Raw genomic sequence first — 19372 nt, 5'->3', positions numbered from 1 at the left:
GGCAAAGTCCCCTGTCATTGAATTTGGCTGATCGAATGAAGCGATTGATGGATGCGGTAAAGCCCGAACAAGCAGCAGATGCTGCCTACTATATCACGGCCATGGTCCTGTTCTTAAGATCCGTCACCAGCATCAGGCCGGGCGAATGCGTGATCGCGAACGGCAGCCTGGCGGCGTTGATCACCGATTGGGGCGTGACGCCGCAGGCCCAGAACACGGGAATCTCGTCATCGGCGACCGGCACGGGATCGCCGTAGTCGGGCTTCGAAATGTCCTTGATGCCGATCAGATGCGGGTGGCCGAGATGCACGGGCGCACCGTGCACCGCGGGATAACGCGAGGTGATCTGCACCGCGCGGATGGCATCTGCCGGCTTGAACGGACGCATCGACACCACCATGGGTCCGGCGAACGGCCCGGCCTCGCCGCAGGCGATGCTGGTGCGGTACATCGGCACGCGCACGTTCTTCTCGATGTGGCGGATCGGCATGCCTTCCTCGAGCAACGCCTCCTCGAACGAGAAGGAGCAGCCGAGCACGAAGGTGACGAGATCGTCCCGCCAATGCCCGGTCACGTCGGTTGGCTCGTCCACGACCTCGCCGTCGCGCCAGACGCGGTACCGCGGCACGTCGGTGCGGATGTCGAGATCGGCGCCGAGCGAGGGGATGAAAGGGCTGCCGACATCGGACATGCCGATGATCGGGCACGGCTTCGGATTGAGCTGGCAGAAGCGGTGAAAGGCGCTCGCATGTTCGGCAGGCAGGATCGCCAGGTTGCCCTGGACAAAACCCGGCGCGACGCCGGCGGTGGAGGCCACTAGTCCCTCACGATAGGCGAGCCGGGCCTTGCGGCTCGGGAGTGCGTCGGGTGTTTCAGTTTGCTGCGCTGCCACCAAAACAGTCATGTGATCGACCTGCCTATAAACTCGACAAAGACAAGCCAACACCAAGCGTGCTATAAAGTCTAATCGTCGTTTCTAATCAAACTCGATAAATTTGTTTTATCGACTGGGAAAATCCTTCCAATGCTGGACTTCAGGTCGATCGAGACGTTCCTTTGGGTTGTGAAGCTCGGCAGCTTTCGCGGCGCCGCCCAACGGCTCAACACGACCCAGCCGGCGATCTCCCAGCGTATCGCCCAGCTGGAACGCGAGATGGGGGTGAAGCTGCTCAACCGCGATCATCGCGTGGCCTCGCCGACCCCGAGCGGCCGGCAGATGATGGTCTATGCGGAGAAGCTGATCGGCCTGCGCGCCCAGATGATGGCCGAGGTCGGAGACCGCTCGGCAATGCGCGGCGTGATGCGGCTCGGCGTCGCCGAGACCATCGTGCACACCTGGCTGCCGCGGCTGGTGAAGAGCGTGAACGAGATCTACCCGAACCTGTCGCTGGAGATCGAGGTCGACATCACGCCGAACCTCACCGCGCGCCTGCTCGCGCAGGAGATCGAGCTCGCCTTCGTCGTCGGGCCGCTCTCCGCTTCCGGTGTGCACAATCGCGTGCTGGCCGATTACCCGATCGGCTTCCTCGCAAGCCCCTCGCTCGGCCTCGGCAAAGGCCCGTTGACGCCGGCGGAGCTGGCGCGGTTTCCGATCATCACCTTCCCGCGCAAGACCAAGCCCTACGAGGTCGTCCGCGAAGTGTTCGACCGGCCGGAGCTGCCGCCGATCCGGCTGCACGCCTCCGCCTCGCTTGCGACCGTGATCCACATGGCGATCGAAGGGCTTGGGATCGCCGTGATCCCCGATGCCATCGTCGAGGGCGAGTTGGCCGACGGGCGGCTGCAACTGCTCGACACCGATCTTGCGATCGCGCCGCTGACCTTCACCGCGAGCTGGCTCGCCTCGCCCGACGTCGTCGCCGTGGAGCGCGTCGCCGAGCTCGCTCGGCAGATTGCGCAGAGCAGCCTCGCGGTTGACGCGCCCGCGCCGGCGCGTCATTGAAACAGGCGCCGGACAAGAGAGAGAACGACCGCATGAGCCGAGCCGCCACCAACCTGCAAATCGATTCCGCCCGCCTCTGGGGCTCGATCCACGACACCGCAAAGTTCGGTGCGACGGCCAAAGGCGGCGTGCGGCGGCTGACGTTGAGCAACGAAGACAAGCAGGTGCGCGACTGGTTCCGCAAGGCCTGCGAAGACGCCGGACTGGAAGTCCACGTTGATGCGCTCGGCTCGATGTTCGGCCTGCGCAAGGGACGCGACATGTCGAAGCCGCCCGTCGGCATCGGTTCGCATCTCGATACCCAGCCCACCGGCGGCAAGTATGACGGCATTTTGGGTACGCTCGGCGCGCTGGAAGTGATCCGAACGCTGAACGACGCCGGCATCGAGACCGAGGCGCCGATCTGCGTCGTCAACTGGACCAATGAGGAAGGCTCGCGCTTCGCGCCCGCGATGATGGCCTCCGCCGCCTATGTCGGCGACTTCACCACCGATGACATTTTGTCGCGCAAGGACGCCGAGGGCACCACCGTCGGCCAGGCGCTCGACGGCATCGGCTATCGCGGCGACAAGCCGGTCGGCTTCCAGAAGCTCGGCTGCTTCGTCGAGCTGCATATCGAGCAAGGGCCAATCCTCGAGGCCGAAGGCAAGACCATCGGCGTGGTCGATTCCGGCCAGGGCGTGCTCTGGTACGACGGCAAGATTTCCGGCTTCGAGAGCCATGCGGGCTCGACCCCGATGCCGCTGCGGCGCGACGCGCTGGCGACGCTGTCAGAGATTGTGCTGGCGATGGAGTCCATCGCGAAGAAGCTCGGTCCGAACGCGGTCGGCACCATCGGCGAAGCCGTCATCGCCAATCCCTCGCGCAACGTCATTCCCGGCGAGATCGCCTTCACTATGGACTGCCGCAGCGCCGACGGCGCCATCATGGACGCGCTCGATCGCGATTTGCGCGCCGCCATTGCCGAGATCGCTACCCGCCGCAAGGTCGAGGTCAAGGTCGATCTGGTCTGGCGCAAGCCGCCGACGCATTTCGATCCCAAGCTCATCGCCGCGGTCGAGAACGCCGCAAAGACGCTCGGCTATTCCTCTCGCCGCATCACCTCCGGCGCCGGCCACGACGCCTGCAACCTCAACACCGTCATGCCGGCGGCGATGGTGTTCGTGCCCTGCAAGGACGGCATCAGCCACAACGAGCTGGAGGATGCCACGCAGCCGGACTGCGCCGCGGGCACCAACGTTCTCATGCATACCGTGCTGGCGATCGCCGGCGTCGTATCCTGACTGGAGAGAGCCATGCGCGGAGTTTTCGTCGACGCCAATGAAGCGCTTGCCGTGATCATGGAGCGGCTGGAGAAGCCTGGCGATCCCAAGGTCCGGATCCACAGGAACCCCGACATCAAGCCCGAGCAGTACCCTGAAATCCTCGACGGCGCCGAGATCGCCATCGTCGATCACACCGCGCTGCCGACCGAAGTCGCAAGGAAGTGCACCGGGCTGAAACACGTCGTGTTCCTCGGCACCGGCGCACGCAGCTACATGAATCCGGAAGAGCTCGCCGAGCTCGGCATCTCCGTGCACTTGATCAAGGGCTACGGCGACACTGCGGTAGCGGAATCCGCGATCGCGCTGATGTGGGCCTCGGCCCGCGTCATCGCGATGATGGATCGCGAGATGCGCGGCGGTAACTGGCTGCGCGAGGACGGCATGCAGCTCACTGGCAAGACGCTCGGGCTGATCGGATTCGGCGGCATCGCCGCGGAGGTCGCGCGCATCGCATCGGGCAGCGGCATGAAGGTGATCGCCTGGAACCGCTCGCCAAAGAGCCATCCCGGCGTGGAGTTCACTGATCTCGATACGGTGCTGGCCAGGAGCGACGTCGTCTCGCTGCATCTGCTGCTGAACGACGAGACGCGCGGCATGATCACGCGCGAGAAGATCTTCGCGATGAAGCCTGGCGTCATCCTCATCAACACTGCCCGCGCCGCGATCGTCGACGAGGCCGCCATGATCGACGCGCTGAAGTCGGGCCACATCCGCCATGCCGGCCTCGACGTCTTCAACATCGAGCCGCTGCCGGGCGATCATCCGCTCACGAAATTGCCGAACGTGACGCTGTCGGCACATTCCGCCTTCCGCACGCCGGAGGCGAGCGAGAACCTGATTGGCGCGGCGTGGGAGCACTGCCGCCGGATCGTGAAGGGATAACAGAAAACAACAATGGCCGATTACCGCACCATCAAGGCAGAGCCGCTCACCAATGTCGTCCGCGCCATCGTCAAGGCGGGCGGCTCTTCGGACCGCGAAGCCGAACTCGTGTCCACCAATCTCGTCGAGGCCAATCTCAAGGGACACGACTCCCACGGCGTCGGCATGATCCCGCGCTATGTCCAAAGCGTCGTCAATGGCGGCCTCGCCGTGAACGCGCACGTCAAGGCCGTGCTCGACACCGGCCCGCTTCTCACCCTCGACGGCCTCACCGGCTACGGCCAGGTGATCGGCCATGAGGCAATGGAGCTGGCGGCCGAACGCGCCAAGAAAAACGGCGTGTGTCTCGTCGGCCTCTCCAACGCGCACCACATCGGCCGCATCGGCCACTGGGCCGAGCAGTGCATCGACCACGGGCTGGTCTCGATCCACTTCGTCAACGTGATCTCGCGCCCGATCGTGGCGCCCTGGGGCGGCAGCGATGCGCGCCACGGCACCAACCCGTTCTGCATCGGCATCCCGCGCAGGGGCAAGGACCCGATCGTGCTCGACTTCGCCACCAGCCGGATCGCGCAGGGCAAGACCCGCGTCGCCCACAACAAGGGCGTCGAACTCGAGCCCGGCACCATCATCGACAATGAAGGCAAGCCCACGGTCAACCCGCGCTACACCGTGATCCCGCCGCACGGCGCTATCCTGCCGTTCGGCGAGCACAAGGGTTCGGGACTCGCGCTGGTGTGCGAGATCCTCGGCGGCGCGCTCTCCGGCGGGCAGGTGGTCAAGGGCCCGTCCGACGGCAAGTACAACGTCCTCAACGGCATGCTCTCGATCGTCATCGACCCGGGCAAGCTCGGCACTGGCGAAAACCTCGCGCGCGAGGTCGAGAGTTTCGTCGCCTGGCACACCGGCTCGCCGCCCGGCCCCGGCGTCGAAAAGGTCAAGATCGCCGGCGAGCCCGAGCGCGAGACCAAGAAGAAGCGCCTCGCCGAAGGCATTCCGGTCGACCCGACGACCTGGCAGGAGATTCTGGAGGCCGGGAAGAAGTTTGGCCTGGATCAAGCGGCGATCGAGCAGATCGTGAGCTGATACCACCACCGCTGTCGTCCCGGACAAGCGCAGCGAAGCGGAGCGCTGATCCGGGACCTATAACCACAGGATGTGGTTTGGCGAAGACTTGGAGTTACCAACTCGCGCCACAACCACACCCTGTGATCATGGGTCCCGGCTTTCGCCGGGACGACGCCGTGGTTAGCAGCAGCGACCTAATCCACCATATCCGCGACGGCCTTGCCGCAAGCGGTGGTGTCGGCGTTGCCGCCGAGATCCTTGGTGCGAAGCGTGCGTTCGGCGAGCGTGCGCTCGATCGCATCGACGATCGATTTGCCGGCTTCCTTCTCGCCGAGATGCTCGAACATCATCGCGCCCGACCAGATCATGCCGATCGGGTTGGCGATGCCCTGCCCCGCGATATCGGGCGCCGAGCCGTGCACCGGCTCGAACACCGACGGGAAATTACCCTCGGGATTGATGTTGCCCGACGGTGCGATGCCGATGGTGCCGGTGCAGGCCGGGCCGAGGTCGGAAAGAATGTCGCCGAACAGGTTGGATCCGACCACGACGTCGAACCAGTCCGGATGCAGCACGAAGTTCGCCGTCAGGATATCGATGTGGTACTTGTCCCACTTCACGCCCGGAAACTTCTTCGCCATCGCCTCCACCCGCTCATCCCAATAGGGCATGGTGATGGAGATGCCGTTCGACTTCGTCGCCGAGGTCAGGTGCTTCTTCGGCCGCGACTGGGCGAGTTCGAAGGCGAACTTCAGGATGCGATCGACGCCGGTGCGGGTCATCACCGTCTGCTGCGTCACGAACTCGCGGTCGGTGTCCGGGAACATGCGGCCGCCGACGGAGGAGTACTCACCTTCCGTGTTCTCGCGCACCACCCAGAAATCGATATCGCCGGGCTTACGGTTCGCCAGCGGCGATGGCACGCCGGGCATCAGCCGCACCGGACGCAAATTCACATACTGATCGAATTCGCGGCGGAACTTGATCAGCGAGCCCCACAGCGAGACGTGGTCCGGAATCTTGGCCGGCCAGCCGACCGCGCCGAAATAGATCGCGTCGTGCTTGCCGATCTTTTCCTTCCAGTCGTCGGGCATCATCTGGCCGTGCTTCTCGTAATAGTCCCAGGACGAGAAATCGAAGTGGTCGAAATGCACGGCGACCCCATGCTTCTTCGCCGCAGCCTCCAGAACGCGAAGGCCCTCGGGCATCACTTCCTTGCCGATGCCGTCGCCGGGAATGACCGCGATCCGGTATTGTTTCTTGCTCATCGAGAACGTCCTTGGTTGGTCCGGCAGCCGCCGCCTTTTGATCGCACTGCAATGGACCAAACGCGGCGGCAGTGCAACGCTGCACTGCAATGTTGACCATGGCGCCGCCGAGCGCCTACTGGTTTGATCCTGTTCCCGTCCTGCGAGAGTCCCCTCATGGATCTGCATCTACGTGGCAAGCGCGTCCTGATCACGGGCGCCTCCAAGGGCATCGGCGCGGCCGCGGCCGAAGCGTTTGCCGAAGAAGGCTGCCATCTCCTGCTCGCCGCGCGCAGCGGCGACCAGCTCAAGGCGTTGGCGGATCGCCTGCGCTCGGCGCACCAGATCGACGCCGCAACGAGCATCGTGGACCTGCGCAAGGCGGAGGACGTGGCACGGCTCGCGAAGGAAGCCGCCGACATCGACATCCTCGTCAACAATGCCGGTGACATTCCCGGCGGCTCCATCGACAAGATCGACGAGGCGACCTGGCGGCACGCCTGGGAATTGAAGGTGTTCGGCTACATCAACCTCACGCGGCAGATCTATGCGCAGATGAAGGCGAAGGGCGGCGGCGTGATCGTCAACGACATCGGCGCGGCCGGCGAGAAATTCGATGCCAATTACATCTGCGGCAGCGCCGGCAATGCCGCGCTGATGGCCTTCACCCGTGCGCTCGGCGGCAAGAGCCTCGCCGACAACATCCGCGTTGTCGGCATCAACCCCGGCCCCGTCGGCACGGACCGCCACGTCACCCTGCTCAGGACGAGGGCGAAGCACCAGTTCGGCGACGAGAGCCGCTACAAGGAATTCCAGAAGAGCCTGCCGCTCGGCCGACCTGCACATGCGCGCGAGATCGGGGATCTCATGGCGTTCCTGGCGTCGGATCGCTCCGGCTATACGTCGGGCGTGATCTACACCGTGGACGGCGGCATCAGCGCCGGGTGGGGTTAGCGCACATGAGTCATTCCGGGGTGCCCGAAGGGCGGATCCGGAATCTCGAGATTCTCAGGTGCGCGAGAGCGCACCATAGTTCGATGCTGCGCATCGCCCCGGAATGACGAACACTACAATGAGGAGTTGCAGACTTGTCTGACCTGATCCGCGAATCTGCGTGCACCGTCGCCGACAAATTGCGGTCGGGCGATGTCTCACCGCTCGAGCTTCTGGACGTGCTGGAAAAGCGCATCAAGGACGTCGACGGCAAGGTCAATGCACTGCCGACACTGTGCTTCGATCGCGCGCGGGATCGTGCCAAGGCGCTGATGCAGAAGCCAGCCGGCGCGCGCGGTCTGCTCGCCGGGCTGCCGGTGCCGATCAAGGACCTGACTGACGTTGCGGGCGTGCTGAACACCCAGGGCTCGCCGATCTTCAAGGATAACATCCCCGCGAAATCCGACCTCATGGTCGAAAACCTCGAGGCCAACGGGGCGGTGGTGTACGCCAAATCCAACACGCCGGAATTCGGCGCCGGCGCCAACACCTTCAACGAGGTGTTCGGCGCGACGCTCAATCCCTGGGATACTTCGAAATCTGCCGCCGGCTCCTCCGGCGGCGCGGCGGTGGCGCTGGCCACCGGCATGGCCTGGCTGGCGCAAGGCTCGGACATGGGCGGCAGCCTGCGCAGTCCGGCGAGCTTCTGCGGCGTGGTCGGCATGCGCCCAAGCATCGGCCGCGTCGCGCACACGCCGAAAGCGGGCATCGATCGCAATCTCGGCGTGCAGGGCCCGATGGCGCGCAACGTCGAGGATCTCGCGCTGCTGCTCGATGCCATGAGCGGCGACTATGCCGCCGATCCGCTGTCGCTGCCGGCCCCTCTGACCTCGTTCCTGTCGGCGGCGCAGTCCGGCAAGAGGCCGAAGCGGATCGCCTATTCGCCCGATCTCGGCATCACGCCGGTCGATCCCGAAGTCAAGGCGATCACGCGCAAGGCCGCTGAACGCTTCGCCGAGGCCGGCGCCGTCGTCGAGGAGGCGCATCCGGACTGGCGCGAGGCGCATGAATGCTTCCACGTGCTGCGTGCCTTCGACTTCGCGATCAGCAAGGCGCAGCTTCTGCGGACCAAGCGCGACCTGCTCAAGCCCGAGGTGATCTGGAACATCGAGGAGGGCCTCAAGCTCACCGTCGAGCAGCTCGAGCGCGCCGAAGCCCAGCGCGTCGGCATGACCGCGCGTGCGGTCGAGTTCTTCAAGACATACGATCTGTTGCTGACGCCGACCACGATCGTGCCGCCCTTCCCGATCGAGCACCGCTATGTCGCGGAATGCGCAGGGAAGAAATTCGAGAACTATGTCGAATGGCTCGGCATCGTCTACGCGATCACGCTCGCCTGTTGCCCGTCGCTGTCACTGCCCTGCGGCTTCACCGCCTCGGGCCTGCCCGTCGGCGTGCAGGTCGTCGGCGCGCCGCGCGGGGACGCGCAGGTGCTCGCGGGCGCGAAGGTGCTTGAGGACATTGTGGGCCTGCGTGGGACGACCCCGATTGATCCGAAGGTGAAGGCATAAGGTACGCGGCACCGGAGGTAGTTTGGCTGCCCCCGATGCCGGCATCCTTGCCATCAGACAGTTGGTGCGCGGCGAGTCACCATGGCGCCGACCGCCCAGGCAAGATCCTAATCGTTTGCCTTCGGGCCGCCGTGGTATTGGTGGGTGTCATAGCCCGCTTCTTCGACCATGGCTGCGTTGGCCATGGAGCCCGATTGGATCTCCGGCATCCGGACGGCGGTTTCCGAATTCGCATAGGGATGGTGCACCACGTCGCGGGCAGCGGCGGCGGAGCAAAGCGCGACCAGAATGGCCGACGCGGCGAGAACAGACTTCAGCATGATTCGACGTGCCTCTTGTTGAGCCCCATCAGCAAATAGGAGATGGCTTTCCCAATGTAGGATTCCCAGTCGGGATCCGGGGGCGCGTTATAAGCGCCGCATAAGCATTCCCTCGTCCAGGGTCACCTCGCGCCGGAGTGAGCCTCGAGGCTTCGGCTGTAGCGCGACATCGCAAAGCAAAAGACAAAGTAGATCGCGGCGACGAAGATGTAGACCTCGACCGAAAACTGCTGCCAGGCGGGATCGATGATCGCCGTCTTGGCCGTCGTCAGCAGGTCGAAGATGCCGATGATCAGCACGAGGCTGGTGTCCTTGAAGAAGGCGATGAAGGTATTGACCAACGGCGGGATGACGTGCCGGATCGCCTGCGGCAGGATGATCAGGCGATTCTTGCGCCAGTACGAGAGCCCGAGCGCGTCGGCCGCCTCATATTGCCCCCGGGGCACGGCCTGGAGACCGCCGCGGATGACTTCGGCGAGGTAGGCGCCGGCGAATAGGATGATTGCGATCTGCGCCCGCAGCAGCTTGTCGATGTTGAATCCGCTGGGCATGAACAGCGGGAACATCACGCTCGCCATGAACAAGAGGCTCACCAGCGGCACGCCGCGGATCAGCTCGACATAGAGCACGCTGAGCGAGCGGATTGCCGGCAACTTTGAACGCCGGCCGAGCGCGACAAGGATACCGAGGGGAAAGCCGAACGCGAGACCAAAGGTCGCAAGGATCAGGGTGACCGGCAATCCGCCCCAGCGGTCCTGCGAGACGAAGGAGAGCCCGAGCACCCCGCCCCACATCAGCACGCTGATCAGCGCGAGCGCACCGATCCAGAGGAAAACGAGTTCGCGCCGCCACAGGGCACGGCGGGTCGAGAGATAGAACAACGCGATGAACAGCAGGACCGACAATGCCGGTCGCCACTGCTCGTCGAACGGATAGGTGCCGAACAGGATGAAACGGTATTTTTCGGGGACGATCGCCCAGCACGCGCCGAGGCCGCGCACCGCGCGGCAGGCACTGGAATCGTTCGCGGGCGTGAGCCAGACCGCATTGGCAATGCCCCATTGCACGAAACTGATCACGCCCTTCCCGAGCACCGCCAGCAGCACGACCGTGAGAATGCCGTTCGGAATCGACGAGAACAGATTGGTCCGCAGCCAGCGCAGCACCGGATTGCCAATTTGCGGTCGGCGGGCGGCGCGCGGTGCGTCAGGGATGTCGGTGATCGCCGTCATCTTCAGCGCTCCACCAGCGCGATCCGCGCATTGTACCAGTTCATGAAGAAGCTGATGCCGAGGCTGATGGTCAGAAACACAGCCATGATCAGCGCGATCGCCTCGATCGCCTGCCCGGTCTGGTTCAGCGTGGTGTTGGCGATCGAGACCACGTCCTGATAGCCGATCGCGACCGCAAGCGAGGAGTTCTTGGTCAGATTGAGATATTGGCTCGTCATCGGCGGCACGATCACGCGCAGCGCCTGCGGCAGGATGATCTGCCGCAGCATGAAGCTGCGGCGCAGGCCGAGCGCGTTGGCGGCGTCCCACTGGCCACGGGGCACCGACTGGATGCCGCTACGCACGATCTCGGCGATGAAGGCCGAGGTGTAGGTGACGAGCGCGATCAGCAGCGCAAAATATTCCGGCGCCAACGTCAGCCCGCCGACGAAGTTGAAGCCGCGCAACTCGGGCCACTCGATGGTCCAGGATACGCCGAGCAGCACGGACACCACCGCCGGCAGCGCAATCAGCAGCGTCATCGCAAAGGGCCATGCCGGCCGCGGCCTGCCGTCGCGCATCTGCTGCGTGACCAGCCATCGCCGGATGACATAGAGCACCACACACCCCAGCGCCGCTGTGCCGAGCACTGAGAGCTGCGGCGGGCCAACCGGGACCGCCGGCAGGATCAGGCCGCGGTTGGACAGGAATACGCCCTCGACCGGTCGCCACGCGGTGCGTGCCGCCGGCAGCGCCTGCATCAACACGTACCAGAACAGGAGCTGAAGCAGCAGTGGGATGTCGCGAAGCGTCTCGACATAGACGGCTGCGAGCCGCGACAACAGCCAGTTAGCCGACAGGCGCGAGATGCCGATCAGTGTGCCCAAGATCGTCGCAAGCACGATACCGATCACGGCGACGCGCAAGGTGTTGGCGATGCCGACGACGAAGGCCCAGAGATAAGTGTCTTTCGGACTGTAGGCGAGCAGGCTGTCCGCGATGGGCATGCCGGCCTCTCGGCCCAGAAAGGCAAAGCCGGTCGTGATGCGGCGGGCCGAGAGATTGGTGACGGTGTTGGACCAGAGGAAGGCGACGACCGCAACCGCGATGCCGACCACCAGAACCTGCCAGAACAGCCCCTTCAGCTCGCGACGCCCGAAGGCTCCGAAGAAGCGGCGGCGCGGCGGCGGTCTCGGCGCATCTGAGGTCACAGCACAAAAACCCTTCTCAAAAGCAGCGATTTCCGGCAGCGTGCGTCAACTGTTGCACCAATATCCAATTCATGCAACAAATGTTTCATGGCCGAGCCCGCGAAAACCTCGCCGCTGAGCGAACTACGCATTGCATTGCCATCGCTCCCGATGCGCTTGCAGGAGGTCGGGCGCTTCGTCGCCGCCAACGACTACGACGCCACCACCCGTTCGATGCGCGATCTCGCGGCGGAAGCCGGTGCCGATCCAGCCGCGTTCACGCGGCTTGCCAAGGCGATCGGCTATTCCGGCTGGGAGGAATTGCGCGCGGCGCTGACCGAGGCGCGGCGACCGTCGCAGATCGCGCCCTTCTCCGGCCGCACGAAAGGCCGTCGCCACGGGCCGAACGCCGATGTCGCGCTCATCACCGACAAGCTCGAGGCAGAAGCCGCCGGCCTGCCACGGATCCCGGCGCAACCGATTGCGGAAGCGGCTCGCGCGCTGCACGACGCCAGGCGGATATGGATTGCAGGCTATCGAAGCTGCCGCAGCGTCGCGGAATTGCTGAACTACGAGCTGCGCCTGTTCCGGCCCGAACAGGTGCAAATCGTCGGCACGTCCGGGCCCGATGACCTCGATCTCGGTGCGTTCCAGCCCGGAGAGGCCGTCATCGTCATCGGCTTCCTGCCCTACACGCATGCGAGCGTCCGCGTCGCCCAGGCCGCCTATCGCGCCGGGGCAACGTTGATCGCGATCGCGGACAGCCTCTCGGCACCGATGGCCGAGGGCGCCGACCACGTGCTGCTGTTCGAGGCGGCCTCTTCTCCCGGCTTCTTTCCGAGCCTCACCGGGGCGATCGCGATCGCACAGTCGCTCGCGGCGGTCACGTTTTCGCTCGGCGGCGTGGCGGCAAAGAAGCGGCTGGAAAATACCGAGGCGCGGCTCGCGGCGGCCTCCACTTACGTCCCGGAGAAAGGTTGACCCATGGCCGCCCGTATCAGCCGCGTGCTGCACCGTTCGTTGCGCGAGACGCCACCCAAGGCGATCGGCGGCGAAGGCGTCTATCTCTTCGCCGAGGACGGACGACGCATCATCGATGCCTCCGGCGGCGCGGCGGTCTCCTGCCTCGGCCACCAGCATCCGCGCGTGATCGCGGCGATGGCGAAGCAGGCCTCGACGCTGGCTTACGCGCATACCGCTTTCTTCTCCTCCGAGCCGGCGGAGGCGCTGGCAGAGACGCTGGTCGGACACGAGCCCGGCGGCCTCGCCTACGCCTATTTCGTCAGCGGCGGATCGGAAGCAATCGAGGCCAGCATCAAGCTGGCGCGGCAATACTTCATCGAGCGCGGCGAGCCGCAGCGGCAACACTTCATCGCGCGGCGGCAGAGCTATCACGGCAACACGCTCGGCGCGCTGGCCGCCGGCGGCAATGCCTGGCGGCGTGCGCCCTATGCGCCGCTGCTCTCCGCGGCATTCAGCCATGTGACGCCGGCTTTCGCCTATCACGAGAAGCACGATAGTGAATCCGACGCGCAATTCGTGGCGCGGCTTGCCGCCGAGCTCGAAGCCGAGTTCCAGCGGCTTGGCCCCGGTACGGTCGCCGCATTCCTCGCCGAGCCCGTCGTCGGCGCCACAGCCGGCGCCGTGACCGCGCCGGACGGCTACTTCAGGGCGGTCCGCGAGGTCTGCGACCGGCATGGCGCACTTCTCATCCTCGACGAAGTCATGTCCGGCATGGGGCGCACCGGCACGACGCATGCCTGGGAGCAGGAAGGTGTCGCGCCCGACATCCAGGCCATCGCGAAGGGGCTCGGCGGCGGCTATCAGCCGATCGGCGCGATGCTGGCGAGCGGCAAGATCATCGACACCATCCGCGCCGGCTCGGGCGCGTTCCAGCACGGCCATACCTATCTGGCGCATCCGCTCGCCTGCGCAGCCGCGCTTGCGGTGCAAAACGTGATCAGCGAGGACGGTCTGCTCGATCGCGTCAGGGAGCGCGGGCGGCAACTCGAGCAACGGCTGACCGAACGCTTCGGCAATCATCGCCACGTCGGCGACATCAGGGGCCGCGGACTGTTCTGGGCCATCGAGCTCGTCGCCGATCGCGCCAGCCGCACCTCGTTCGATCCGGCCCTCAAGCTACACCAGAAAATCAAGGCGGAGGCGCTCGCCAACGGGCTCGGCTGCTATCCCGGCGGCGGAACCGTCGACGGGGTGCGCGGCGATCACGTGCTGCTGGCGCCGCCCTATATCGCGTCCGCGGACGAGATCGACCTGATCGTCGACAGGCTCGGCACGGCCGTCGACAACGTGTTGCGTCGTGTCAATCACTGAGGGGAGAGTAGCATGATGAGGAAAGTGGTTATCGTAGCCGGCGTGCTCGCGGCATCGACGGTCGTCGCGTCGGCCGCGACGCTCGACACGGTGAAGGGCCGCAGCACGCTGGTGTGCGGCGTGAGCGCCGGCTTTGCCGGCTTTTCTGCGCCGGACTCGCAGGGCAATTACAAGGGCCTCGACGTCGACTATTGCCGCGCGCTCGCAGCCGGCGTCCTCGGTGATCCCAACAAGGTGCGTTACGTCTCGCTGACCGCGCAGAACCGCTTCACCGCGCTGCAATCCGGCGAAATCGACGTGCTCTACCGCAACTCGACCCAAACCTATTTGCGCGGCGTCACGCTGGGCCTCCGCCAGGGTCCGATCAACTTCTACGACGGCCAGGGTTTTGTCGTGAAGAAGGACCTCGGCGTGAAGGAGCTGAAGGACCTCAAGGGCGCTACCGTCTGCGTCGCGCAGGGTACCACGCATGAGGTCACGCTGGGCGATTACGGCCGCGCCAACGGGATCGACTGGAAGCCGCTGGTATTCGACCGCGTCGACACCATGTACCAGACCTTCTTCGGCGGCCGCTGCGATGCCATGACCCAGGACGCCTCCGCGCTCGCCGGCGCGGTGACGACCGCGGCACCGAACCCGGCCGACTACGTCGTGCTGCCGCAGACCATCAGCAAGGAGCCGCTCGGCCCCTTCACCCGCAACGGCGACGAGGTCTGGAGCGACATCATCACCTGGCTGCATTACGGCCTGGTCGAGGCCGAAGAGCTCGGCGTCACGCAAGCCAATGTCGACGAGATGGCGAAGTCGCAGACCCCCGCGATCCAGCGGCTGTTGGGGGCCTCCGGCGATCTCGGCTCGCGGCTCGGGCTCGACAACAAATGGCTGGTCACGGCGATCAAGGCCACCGGCAATTACGGCGAGATCTACGAGCGCAATGTCGGCAAGGCGAGCCCGCTCAAGCTCGATCGCGGCCTCAATGGCCTCTGGAGCAAAGGCGGCTTGATGTACGCCATTCCGTTCAAGTAAGGAGTTTGCATCTCCCTGCTGGCCCTCTCCCCGCTTGCGGGGAGAGGGAGAAGAGATATCCATGCGTATCACCCTCATCCACGCCCTCAAGCACTCCGTCGCGCCGATCGAGGCGGCGTTCGCGACCGCGTGGCCCGAGGCGCGGCTGATGAACCTGCTCGACGACAGCCTGTCGGCGGACCTCGCGCGCGACGGCGCGCTCACCGACGCCATGACCGAGCGCTTCCTCGCGCTCGGCGATTACGCCGCAGCGACCGGAGCGGACGGGATCTTATTCACCTGCTCGGCCTTCGGTCCATGCATCGAGGCGGTTGCGCGCGCACATGCGCCGATGCCGGTGCTGAAGCCGAACGAGGCGATGATCGAACGCGCCTTGACCATGGGCAAGCGCATCGGCCTGCTCTCGACCTTCCGGCCGACCCTGGTCTCGATGCCGCCGGAGTTTCCCACCACCGTCGAGATCGTACCGAAACTCGCCGAGGGGGCGCTGGCGGCACTCGATCGCGGCGACCGCGCCACGCACGACCGGCTGATCGCAGAAGCTTCGCGCGATTTGCGCGATTGCGATGTCATTGCGCTTGCTCAGTTCAGCATCGCCGCGACCGCGCCGCTGGTCAGCGAAGCCACCGGCCGCCCCGTCGTGACCACGCCTGACAGTGCCGTCGACAAGCTGATGAAGCTGCTGAAGGCGAAGGCTTAAGCGTCAGCCTTTTTCCGACGGCGGGCATCCCTGATCGCAACGGCCAGAGCGGCCTTCGTTTCGCTGACAAAGTCCTCGACCAGTTCCTCGCGTGTGGCATGCGCCGCCTCGCCTGTGAACAGGCCCTGCTCGGCCAGCATCACCACGCCATGCAAGGCCGCCCAGATCTTGAGCGCCTGCCGCTCGCGCAGGTATCCGACCGCCGGAGCCTCCAGGGCCTCAATCACGAGCGCAAAGGTCTCGCGCGTGGCTTCGTGCAGCTCGCTGCCCTTGGCCGCACAGGATACGGTGCGCGAGGCGAACATCAGCCGGTAGACACCATTGCGACGCAGGCCGAAATCGAGCGTCGCCAGCGCGAGCCGCGACAGCTTCGATTGCTTCGCCGTCCCAGCCATCGCCTCGCGCAGAATTGCGCTGAGCTGCCGGAATGCCTCGGCCGTCACCGCCGCGAGCAAGGCCTCGCGGTCGGCAAAATGTCGATATGGCGCCGGCTGGGAAACGCCGAGCTGCTTGGCCAGCGCTTTGATGCTGATCGCCTCGGCGCCGCCCCGTTCCGCTTCACGCAGTGCAGCCTTGACCAAGGCATCGCGGAGATCACCATGGTGGTAGGTCTTCTCGGGCTTGCGAGCGAGTTGTGAACGCATGTTGAAGCGAAGCCTATAAGTTTGCGCTTGACAGGGAAAGCCTGCCGCGAATGTAATAGGATATAACTTAGACAAAGCCCAGATGAGGAACCGCGCCGCCTTCGGGCCCCGCGCACACGACCGAGGAAGCCGCAATGGCAGAGCGACTGAAGGTTCATGTCGATGCCGACAAATGCCAGGGGCACGCCCGCTGCAAGGCGCTCGCGCCGGAGCTGTTCGAGCTCGACGAATACGGCAACGCCCATGAAGCCGGAGACGGCACGGTTCCGCCGGGTCTGGAAGACAAGGCCTGGCTCGCCAAGTCCAATTGTCCGGAAATCGCCATCGATGTGATCGAGGAGTAGCACGCTATCTACGCGTTGTGCGTTGCCTTCAGCGAACACGAGCCCCTGAGGATTCCGAGATGTCCGACGTCAGCCAGCCCGCCGCTCATCCGCCCGTGACCGACTGGGTCCACGATTTCGACCACACCGATCCGCAATGGACCGACGATCCCTTCTCGATCTGGGACGAGCTGCGCGCCGCGAGCCCCGTCGTGCATACGAAACGCTTCCTCGGCTGCTACCTGCCGACCACCTATGAGGCGGTCCGCGAGATCGCGAACGATACCGAGCATTTCTCCTCGCGCCGCATCATCGTCCGCGACGTGCGTCCCGAGATCGCAAGGAACGCGGCTCCGCCGATCACCTCCGACCCGCCCGTGCACAAGCCGGCCAAGCAATTGCTGCTGCCGCCGTTCACGCCGGACGCGATGAAGAAGCTCGAGCCCCGGGTCCGCGCCATCTGCAACGAGCTGATCGACGGGTTCATCGCCGAGAAGAACGTGGACGCGGCTGCGCGCTACTCGAAGCACATTCCGGTGCGCGCGATCGCGCACATGCTCGGCATTCCCGAAAGCGACAGCGACCTCTTCGTCAACTGGATCCACATGATCCTGGAGCTCGGCATCAAGGACGAGACCAAGCTGCTCCAGGCCGTCCAGGAAATGAGCGCCTATTTCAGCGCTCACATCGAGACACGCAAGACCAAGCCGACCGATGACCTGATCTCCTACTTGATGAATGCCAGGGACAAGGAAGGCAATCCACTCGAGGAGTCCCACGTGCTGGGCTCGCTGCGCCTGCTCCTGATCGCCGGCATCGATACCACCTGGAGCGCGATCGGCTCCTCGCTCTGGCATCTTGCGAAAACTCCGGCCGATCGTGAGCGCCTGATCGCGGAGCCCGGATTGATCCCGACCGCCGTGGAAGAGCTGCTGCGTGCCTATTCGCCGGTGACGATGGCCCGCGAAGTGGTCAAGGAGACCACGATCTCGGGCTGTCCCGTGAAGGCGGGCAACATGGTTCTGTTGTCTTTCCCGGCTGCGAACCGCGATCCGAAGATGTTTCCGGACGCTGACAAAGTCGTGATCGACCGCCGCGAGAACCGACACGCCGCCTTCGGCCTCGGCATCCACCGCTGTGTCGGTTCCAACCTTGCGCGCATGGAAATGCAGGTTGCGCTGGAGGAATGGCTGAAGCGGATTCCAGACTTCACCCTTGATCCGGCAGGCAGCGTGACCTGGTCGCAAGGCACGGTGAGAGGCCCCCGCCAGTTGCCATTTCTGCTCGGAAAGGCGATGTAGGCCTCTTCAAGATTGGTGCGGAGAGGCCGGACGTGACAGAGCAAGCAACCCACCCGGCCTCTGAGCATTTTGACATTGCCGACGCCGAGCGGCGGATCAAGGCGATCTTCATCGGCTCCATTGGCAATCTGGTCGAGTGGTACGATTTCTACGCTTACACGGCGTTTGCGCTCTACTTCGCCCCCGCGTTCTTCCCCGGTGACGACCCCGTCGTCCAGCAATTGAACGTCGCCGTCGTCTTCGCGGCGACCTTCCTGATGCGGCCGCTCGGCGGCTGGTTCTTCGGCTATGTCGCCGACCATTTCGGCCGCCGCATCTCGCTCACTCTGTCCGTCGTCTTCATGTGCTTCGGCTCGCTCATCATCGCGCTGACGCCGACCTATGCCACGATCGGCTTCGCGGCGCCGATGATCCTGGCGCTCGCCCGCGTCATCGAGGGCCTGAGCCTCGGCGGCGAATATGGCGCCAGCGCCACTTACCTCAGCGAAGTCGCCGATCCCAAGCACCGCGGCTTCTATTCCAGCTTTCAGTACGTGACGCTGATCGGCGGCCAGCTCACCGCGATCATCGTGCTGCTGCTCCTGCAAAAGGTCTTCCTGACCCCGGAACAACTGAAGGACTGGGGTTGGCGCATCCCCTTCGCGATCGGCGCTGCGCTCGCGATCTTTGCCGCAGTGATGCGGCGCGGGCTGCACGAGACGGAGGCGTTCGAGGAGGCCAAGAAGGTGGTGAAGCCGACCGGCTCGATCGCCAACCTGCTGCGTTATCCGCGCGAGCTGCTGCTCGTGGTTGGTCTCACCGCCGGCGGCACCGCGGCGTTCTACACTTTCACCACCTACATGCAGACCTTCGTCAAGCTTTCGGTCGGGCTGACCGAGGACCAGACCACTTTCGTGATCTTCGGCACGCTGATCTTCGCAACCATCCTCCAGCCGATCTACGGCGCGATCTCCGACAGGATCGGGCGCAAGCCGCTGCTGATCTTCTTCGGGGTCGCCGGCACACTCGCCACCGTGCCGCTGTTGATGACGCTGAAGGAGACCAAATCGCCCTTCATCGCATTCATCCTGATCTGCGCCGCCTGGCTGTTCGTCGCTGGCTACACCTCGATCAACGCGGTGGTGAAGGCCGAGCTGTTCCCGACCAACGTCCGCGCGCTCGGCGTCGGCCTGCCCTATGCCATCACGGTCTCGATCTTCGGCGGTACGGCACCGGCGATCGCGCTCTATTTCAAGAGCATCGGGCACGAGGAATGGTTCTATTTCTATCTTGCCGGCATCATCTGCCTGTCGCTGATCATTTATGCTACCATGCGCGACACCAAGCACGCCTCCGCAATGCATCGGCACGAGTAG

At 64.8% G+C, this 19372-nt stretch carries 19 protein-coding genes; 13 read left to right on the top strand and 6 right to left on the bottom strand.

Annotation, left to right across the window (positions count from 1 at the left end; genetic code table 11):
* Positions 1-88 precede the first annotated feature (88 nt).
* On the bottom strand, positions 89-904 hold the full coding sequence (locus HAP40_RS12490) for a putative hydro-lyase (RefSeq protein ID WP_166817520.1): 816 nt from the start codon (positions 902-904) through the stop codon (positions 89-91).
* Between the two features lie 120 nt (positions 905-1024).
* Here HAP40_RS12490 and HAP40_RS12485 point away from each other — a divergent pair, with 120 nt between their 5' ends.
* Genes HAP40_RS12485 through HAP40_RS12470 form a run of 4 tightly spaced genes read left to right on the top strand, consistent with a single transcriptional unit; the run spans position 1025 to position 5235 of the window.
* On the top strand, positions 1025-1942 hold the full coding sequence (locus HAP40_RS12485) for a LysR family transcriptional regulator (RefSeq protein ID WP_166817521.1): 918 nt from the start codon (positions 1025-1027) through the stop codon (positions 1940-1942).
* 32 nt (positions 1943-1974) lie between these two features.
* Positions 1975-3225 (top strand): Zn-dependent hydrolase, encoded by a 1251-nt coding sequence (locus tag HAP40_RS12480; RefSeq protein WP_166817522.1) that lies wholly within the window; start codon positions 1975-1977, stop codon positions 3223-3225.
* Positions 3226-3237: 12 nt separating this feature from the next.
* On the top strand, positions 3238-4149 hold the full coding sequence (locus HAP40_RS12475; protein ID WP_166817523.1) for an NAD(P)-dependent oxidoreductase: 912 nt from the start codon (positions 3238-3240) through the stop codon (positions 4147-4149).
* Positions 4150-4161: 12 nt separating this feature from the next.
* Complete coding sequence (locus HAP40_RS12470) at positions 4162-5235, top strand: malate/lactate/ureidoglycolate dehydrogenase (RefSeq protein ID WP_166817524.1); 1074 nt, start codon at positions 4162-4164, stop codon at positions 5233-5235.
* 176 nt (positions 5236-5411) lie between these two features.
* On the opposite strand, the gene HAP40_RS12465 is transcribed toward HAP40_RS12470, so the two are convergent.
* On the bottom strand, positions 5412-6485 hold the full coding sequence (locus HAP40_RS12465) for a tartrate dehydrogenase (RefSeq protein WP_166817525.1): 1074 nt from the start codon (positions 6483-6485) through the stop codon (positions 5412-5414).
* A 156-nt stretch (positions 6486-6641) separates the two neighbouring features.
* Here HAP40_RS12465 and HAP40_RS12460 point away from each other — a divergent pair, with 156 nt between their 5' ends.
* Together HAP40_RS12460 and HAP40_RS12455 are read left to right on the top strand one after the other, a co-directional pair.
* Complete coding sequence (locus HAP40_RS12460; protein ID WP_166817526.1) at positions 6642-7418, top strand: SDR family oxidoreductase; 777 nt, start codon at positions 6642-6644, stop codon at positions 7416-7418.
* A gap of 134 nt (positions 7419-7552) precedes the next feature.
* Complete coding sequence (locus tag HAP40_RS12455; protein WP_166817527.1) at positions 7553-8968, top strand: amidase; 1416 nt, start codon at positions 7553-7555, stop codon at positions 8966-8968.
* Positions 8969-9075: 107 nt separating this feature from the next.
* On the opposite strand, the gene HAP40_RS12450 is transcribed toward HAP40_RS12455, so the two are convergent.
* The 3 genes from HAP40_RS12450 to HAP40_RS12440 all read right to left on the bottom strand — a co-directional run bounded on the left by HAP40_RS12450 (position 9076) and on the right by HAP40_RS12440 (position 11710).
* Positions 9076-9288 (bottom strand): hypothetical protein, encoded by a 213-nt coding sequence (locus tag HAP40_RS12450; RefSeq protein ID WP_166817528.1) that lies wholly within the window; start codon positions 9286-9288, stop codon positions 9076-9078.
* A gap of 122 nt (positions 9289-9410) precedes the next feature.
* Entirely contained in the window at positions 9411-10520 is a 1110-nt protein-coding gene (locus HAP40_RS12445) for an amino acid ABC transporter permease (RefSeq protein WP_166817529.1), read from the bottom strand.
* A gap of 2 nt (positions 10521-10522) precedes the next feature.
* A complete protein-coding gene (locus HAP40_RS12440) occupies positions 10523-11710 on the bottom strand; it encodes an amino acid ABC transporter permease (protein ID WP_166817530.1) in 1188 nt (395 codons plus the stop codon).
* A gap of 87 nt (positions 11711-11797) precedes the next feature.
* On the opposite strand from HAP40_RS12440, the gene HAP40_RS12435 reads away from it, so the two are divergent.
* The 4 genes from HAP40_RS12435 to HAP40_RS12420 all read left to right on the top strand — a co-directional run bounded on the left by HAP40_RS12435 (position 11798) and on the right by HAP40_RS12420 (position 15749).
* Complete coding sequence (locus tag HAP40_RS12435; protein WP_166817531.1) at positions 11798-12670, top strand: MurR/RpiR family transcriptional regulator; 873 nt, start codon at positions 11798-11800, stop codon at positions 12668-12670.
* A gap of 3 nt (positions 12671-12673) precedes the next feature.
* Entirely contained in the window at positions 12674-14023 is a 1350-nt protein-coding gene (locus tag HAP40_RS12430; RefSeq protein WP_166817532.1) for an aspartate aminotransferase family protein, read from the top strand.
* Positions 14024-14035: 12 nt separating this feature from the next.
* Positions 14036-15049, top strand: a complete 1014-nt coding sequence (locus tag HAP40_RS12425; protein ID WP_166817533.1) for an amino acid ABC transporter substrate-binding protein — start codon at positions 14036-14038, stop codon at positions 15047-15049.
* A gap of 61 nt (positions 15050-15110) precedes the next feature.
* Positions 15111-15749, top strand: a complete 639-nt coding sequence (locus tag HAP40_RS12420; protein ID WP_166817534.1) for an aspartate/glutamate racemase family protein — start codon at positions 15111-15113, stop codon at positions 15747-15749.
* Here the strand turns inward: HAP40_RS12420 and HAP40_RS12415 are convergent.
* Entirely contained in the window at positions 15746-16393 is a 648-nt protein-coding gene (locus HAP40_RS12415; protein WP_166817535.1) for a TetR/AcrR family transcriptional regulator, read from the bottom strand. The two genes, HAP40_RS12420 and HAP40_RS12415, sit on opposite strands and share 4 nt — an antisense overlap.
* Positions 16394-16527: 134 nt before the next feature.
* Here HAP40_RS12415 and HAP40_RS12410 point away from each other — a divergent pair, with 134 nt between their 5' ends.
* From HAP40_RS12410 to HAP40_RS12400, 3 genes are read left to right on the top strand one after another with little or no spacing between them, the layout of a single operon-like run.
* Complete coding sequence (locus tag HAP40_RS12410) at positions 16528-16737, top strand: ferredoxin (RefSeq protein ID WP_166817536.1); 210 nt, start codon at positions 16528-16530, stop codon at positions 16735-16737.
* Between the two features lie 59 nt (positions 16738-16796).
* Positions 16797-18017 carry a cytochrome P450 gene (locus HAP40_RS12405; protein WP_166817537.1) on the top strand — a complete coding sequence of 407 codons (1221 nt, stop codon included), beginning with the start codon at positions 16797-16799 and terminating at the stop codon, positions 18015-18017.
* 32 nt (positions 18018-18049) lie between these two features.
* The gene (locus HAP40_RS12400) at positions 18050-19372 is read left to right on the top strand and encodes an MFS transporter (protein ID WP_166817538.1); all 1323 of its coding nucleotides are present in this window, start codon (positions 18050-18052) and stop codon (positions 19370-19372) included.

This window comes from Bradyrhizobium sp. 1(2017) (genome assembly GCF_011602485.2).
Classification (GTDB): domain Bacteria; phylum Pseudomonadota; class Alphaproteobacteria; order Rhizobiales; family Xanthobacteraceae; genus Bradyrhizobium.
Note: the sequence above shows the minus strand (reverse complement) of the source record. Positions and strands in the feature narration are given on the sequence as shown.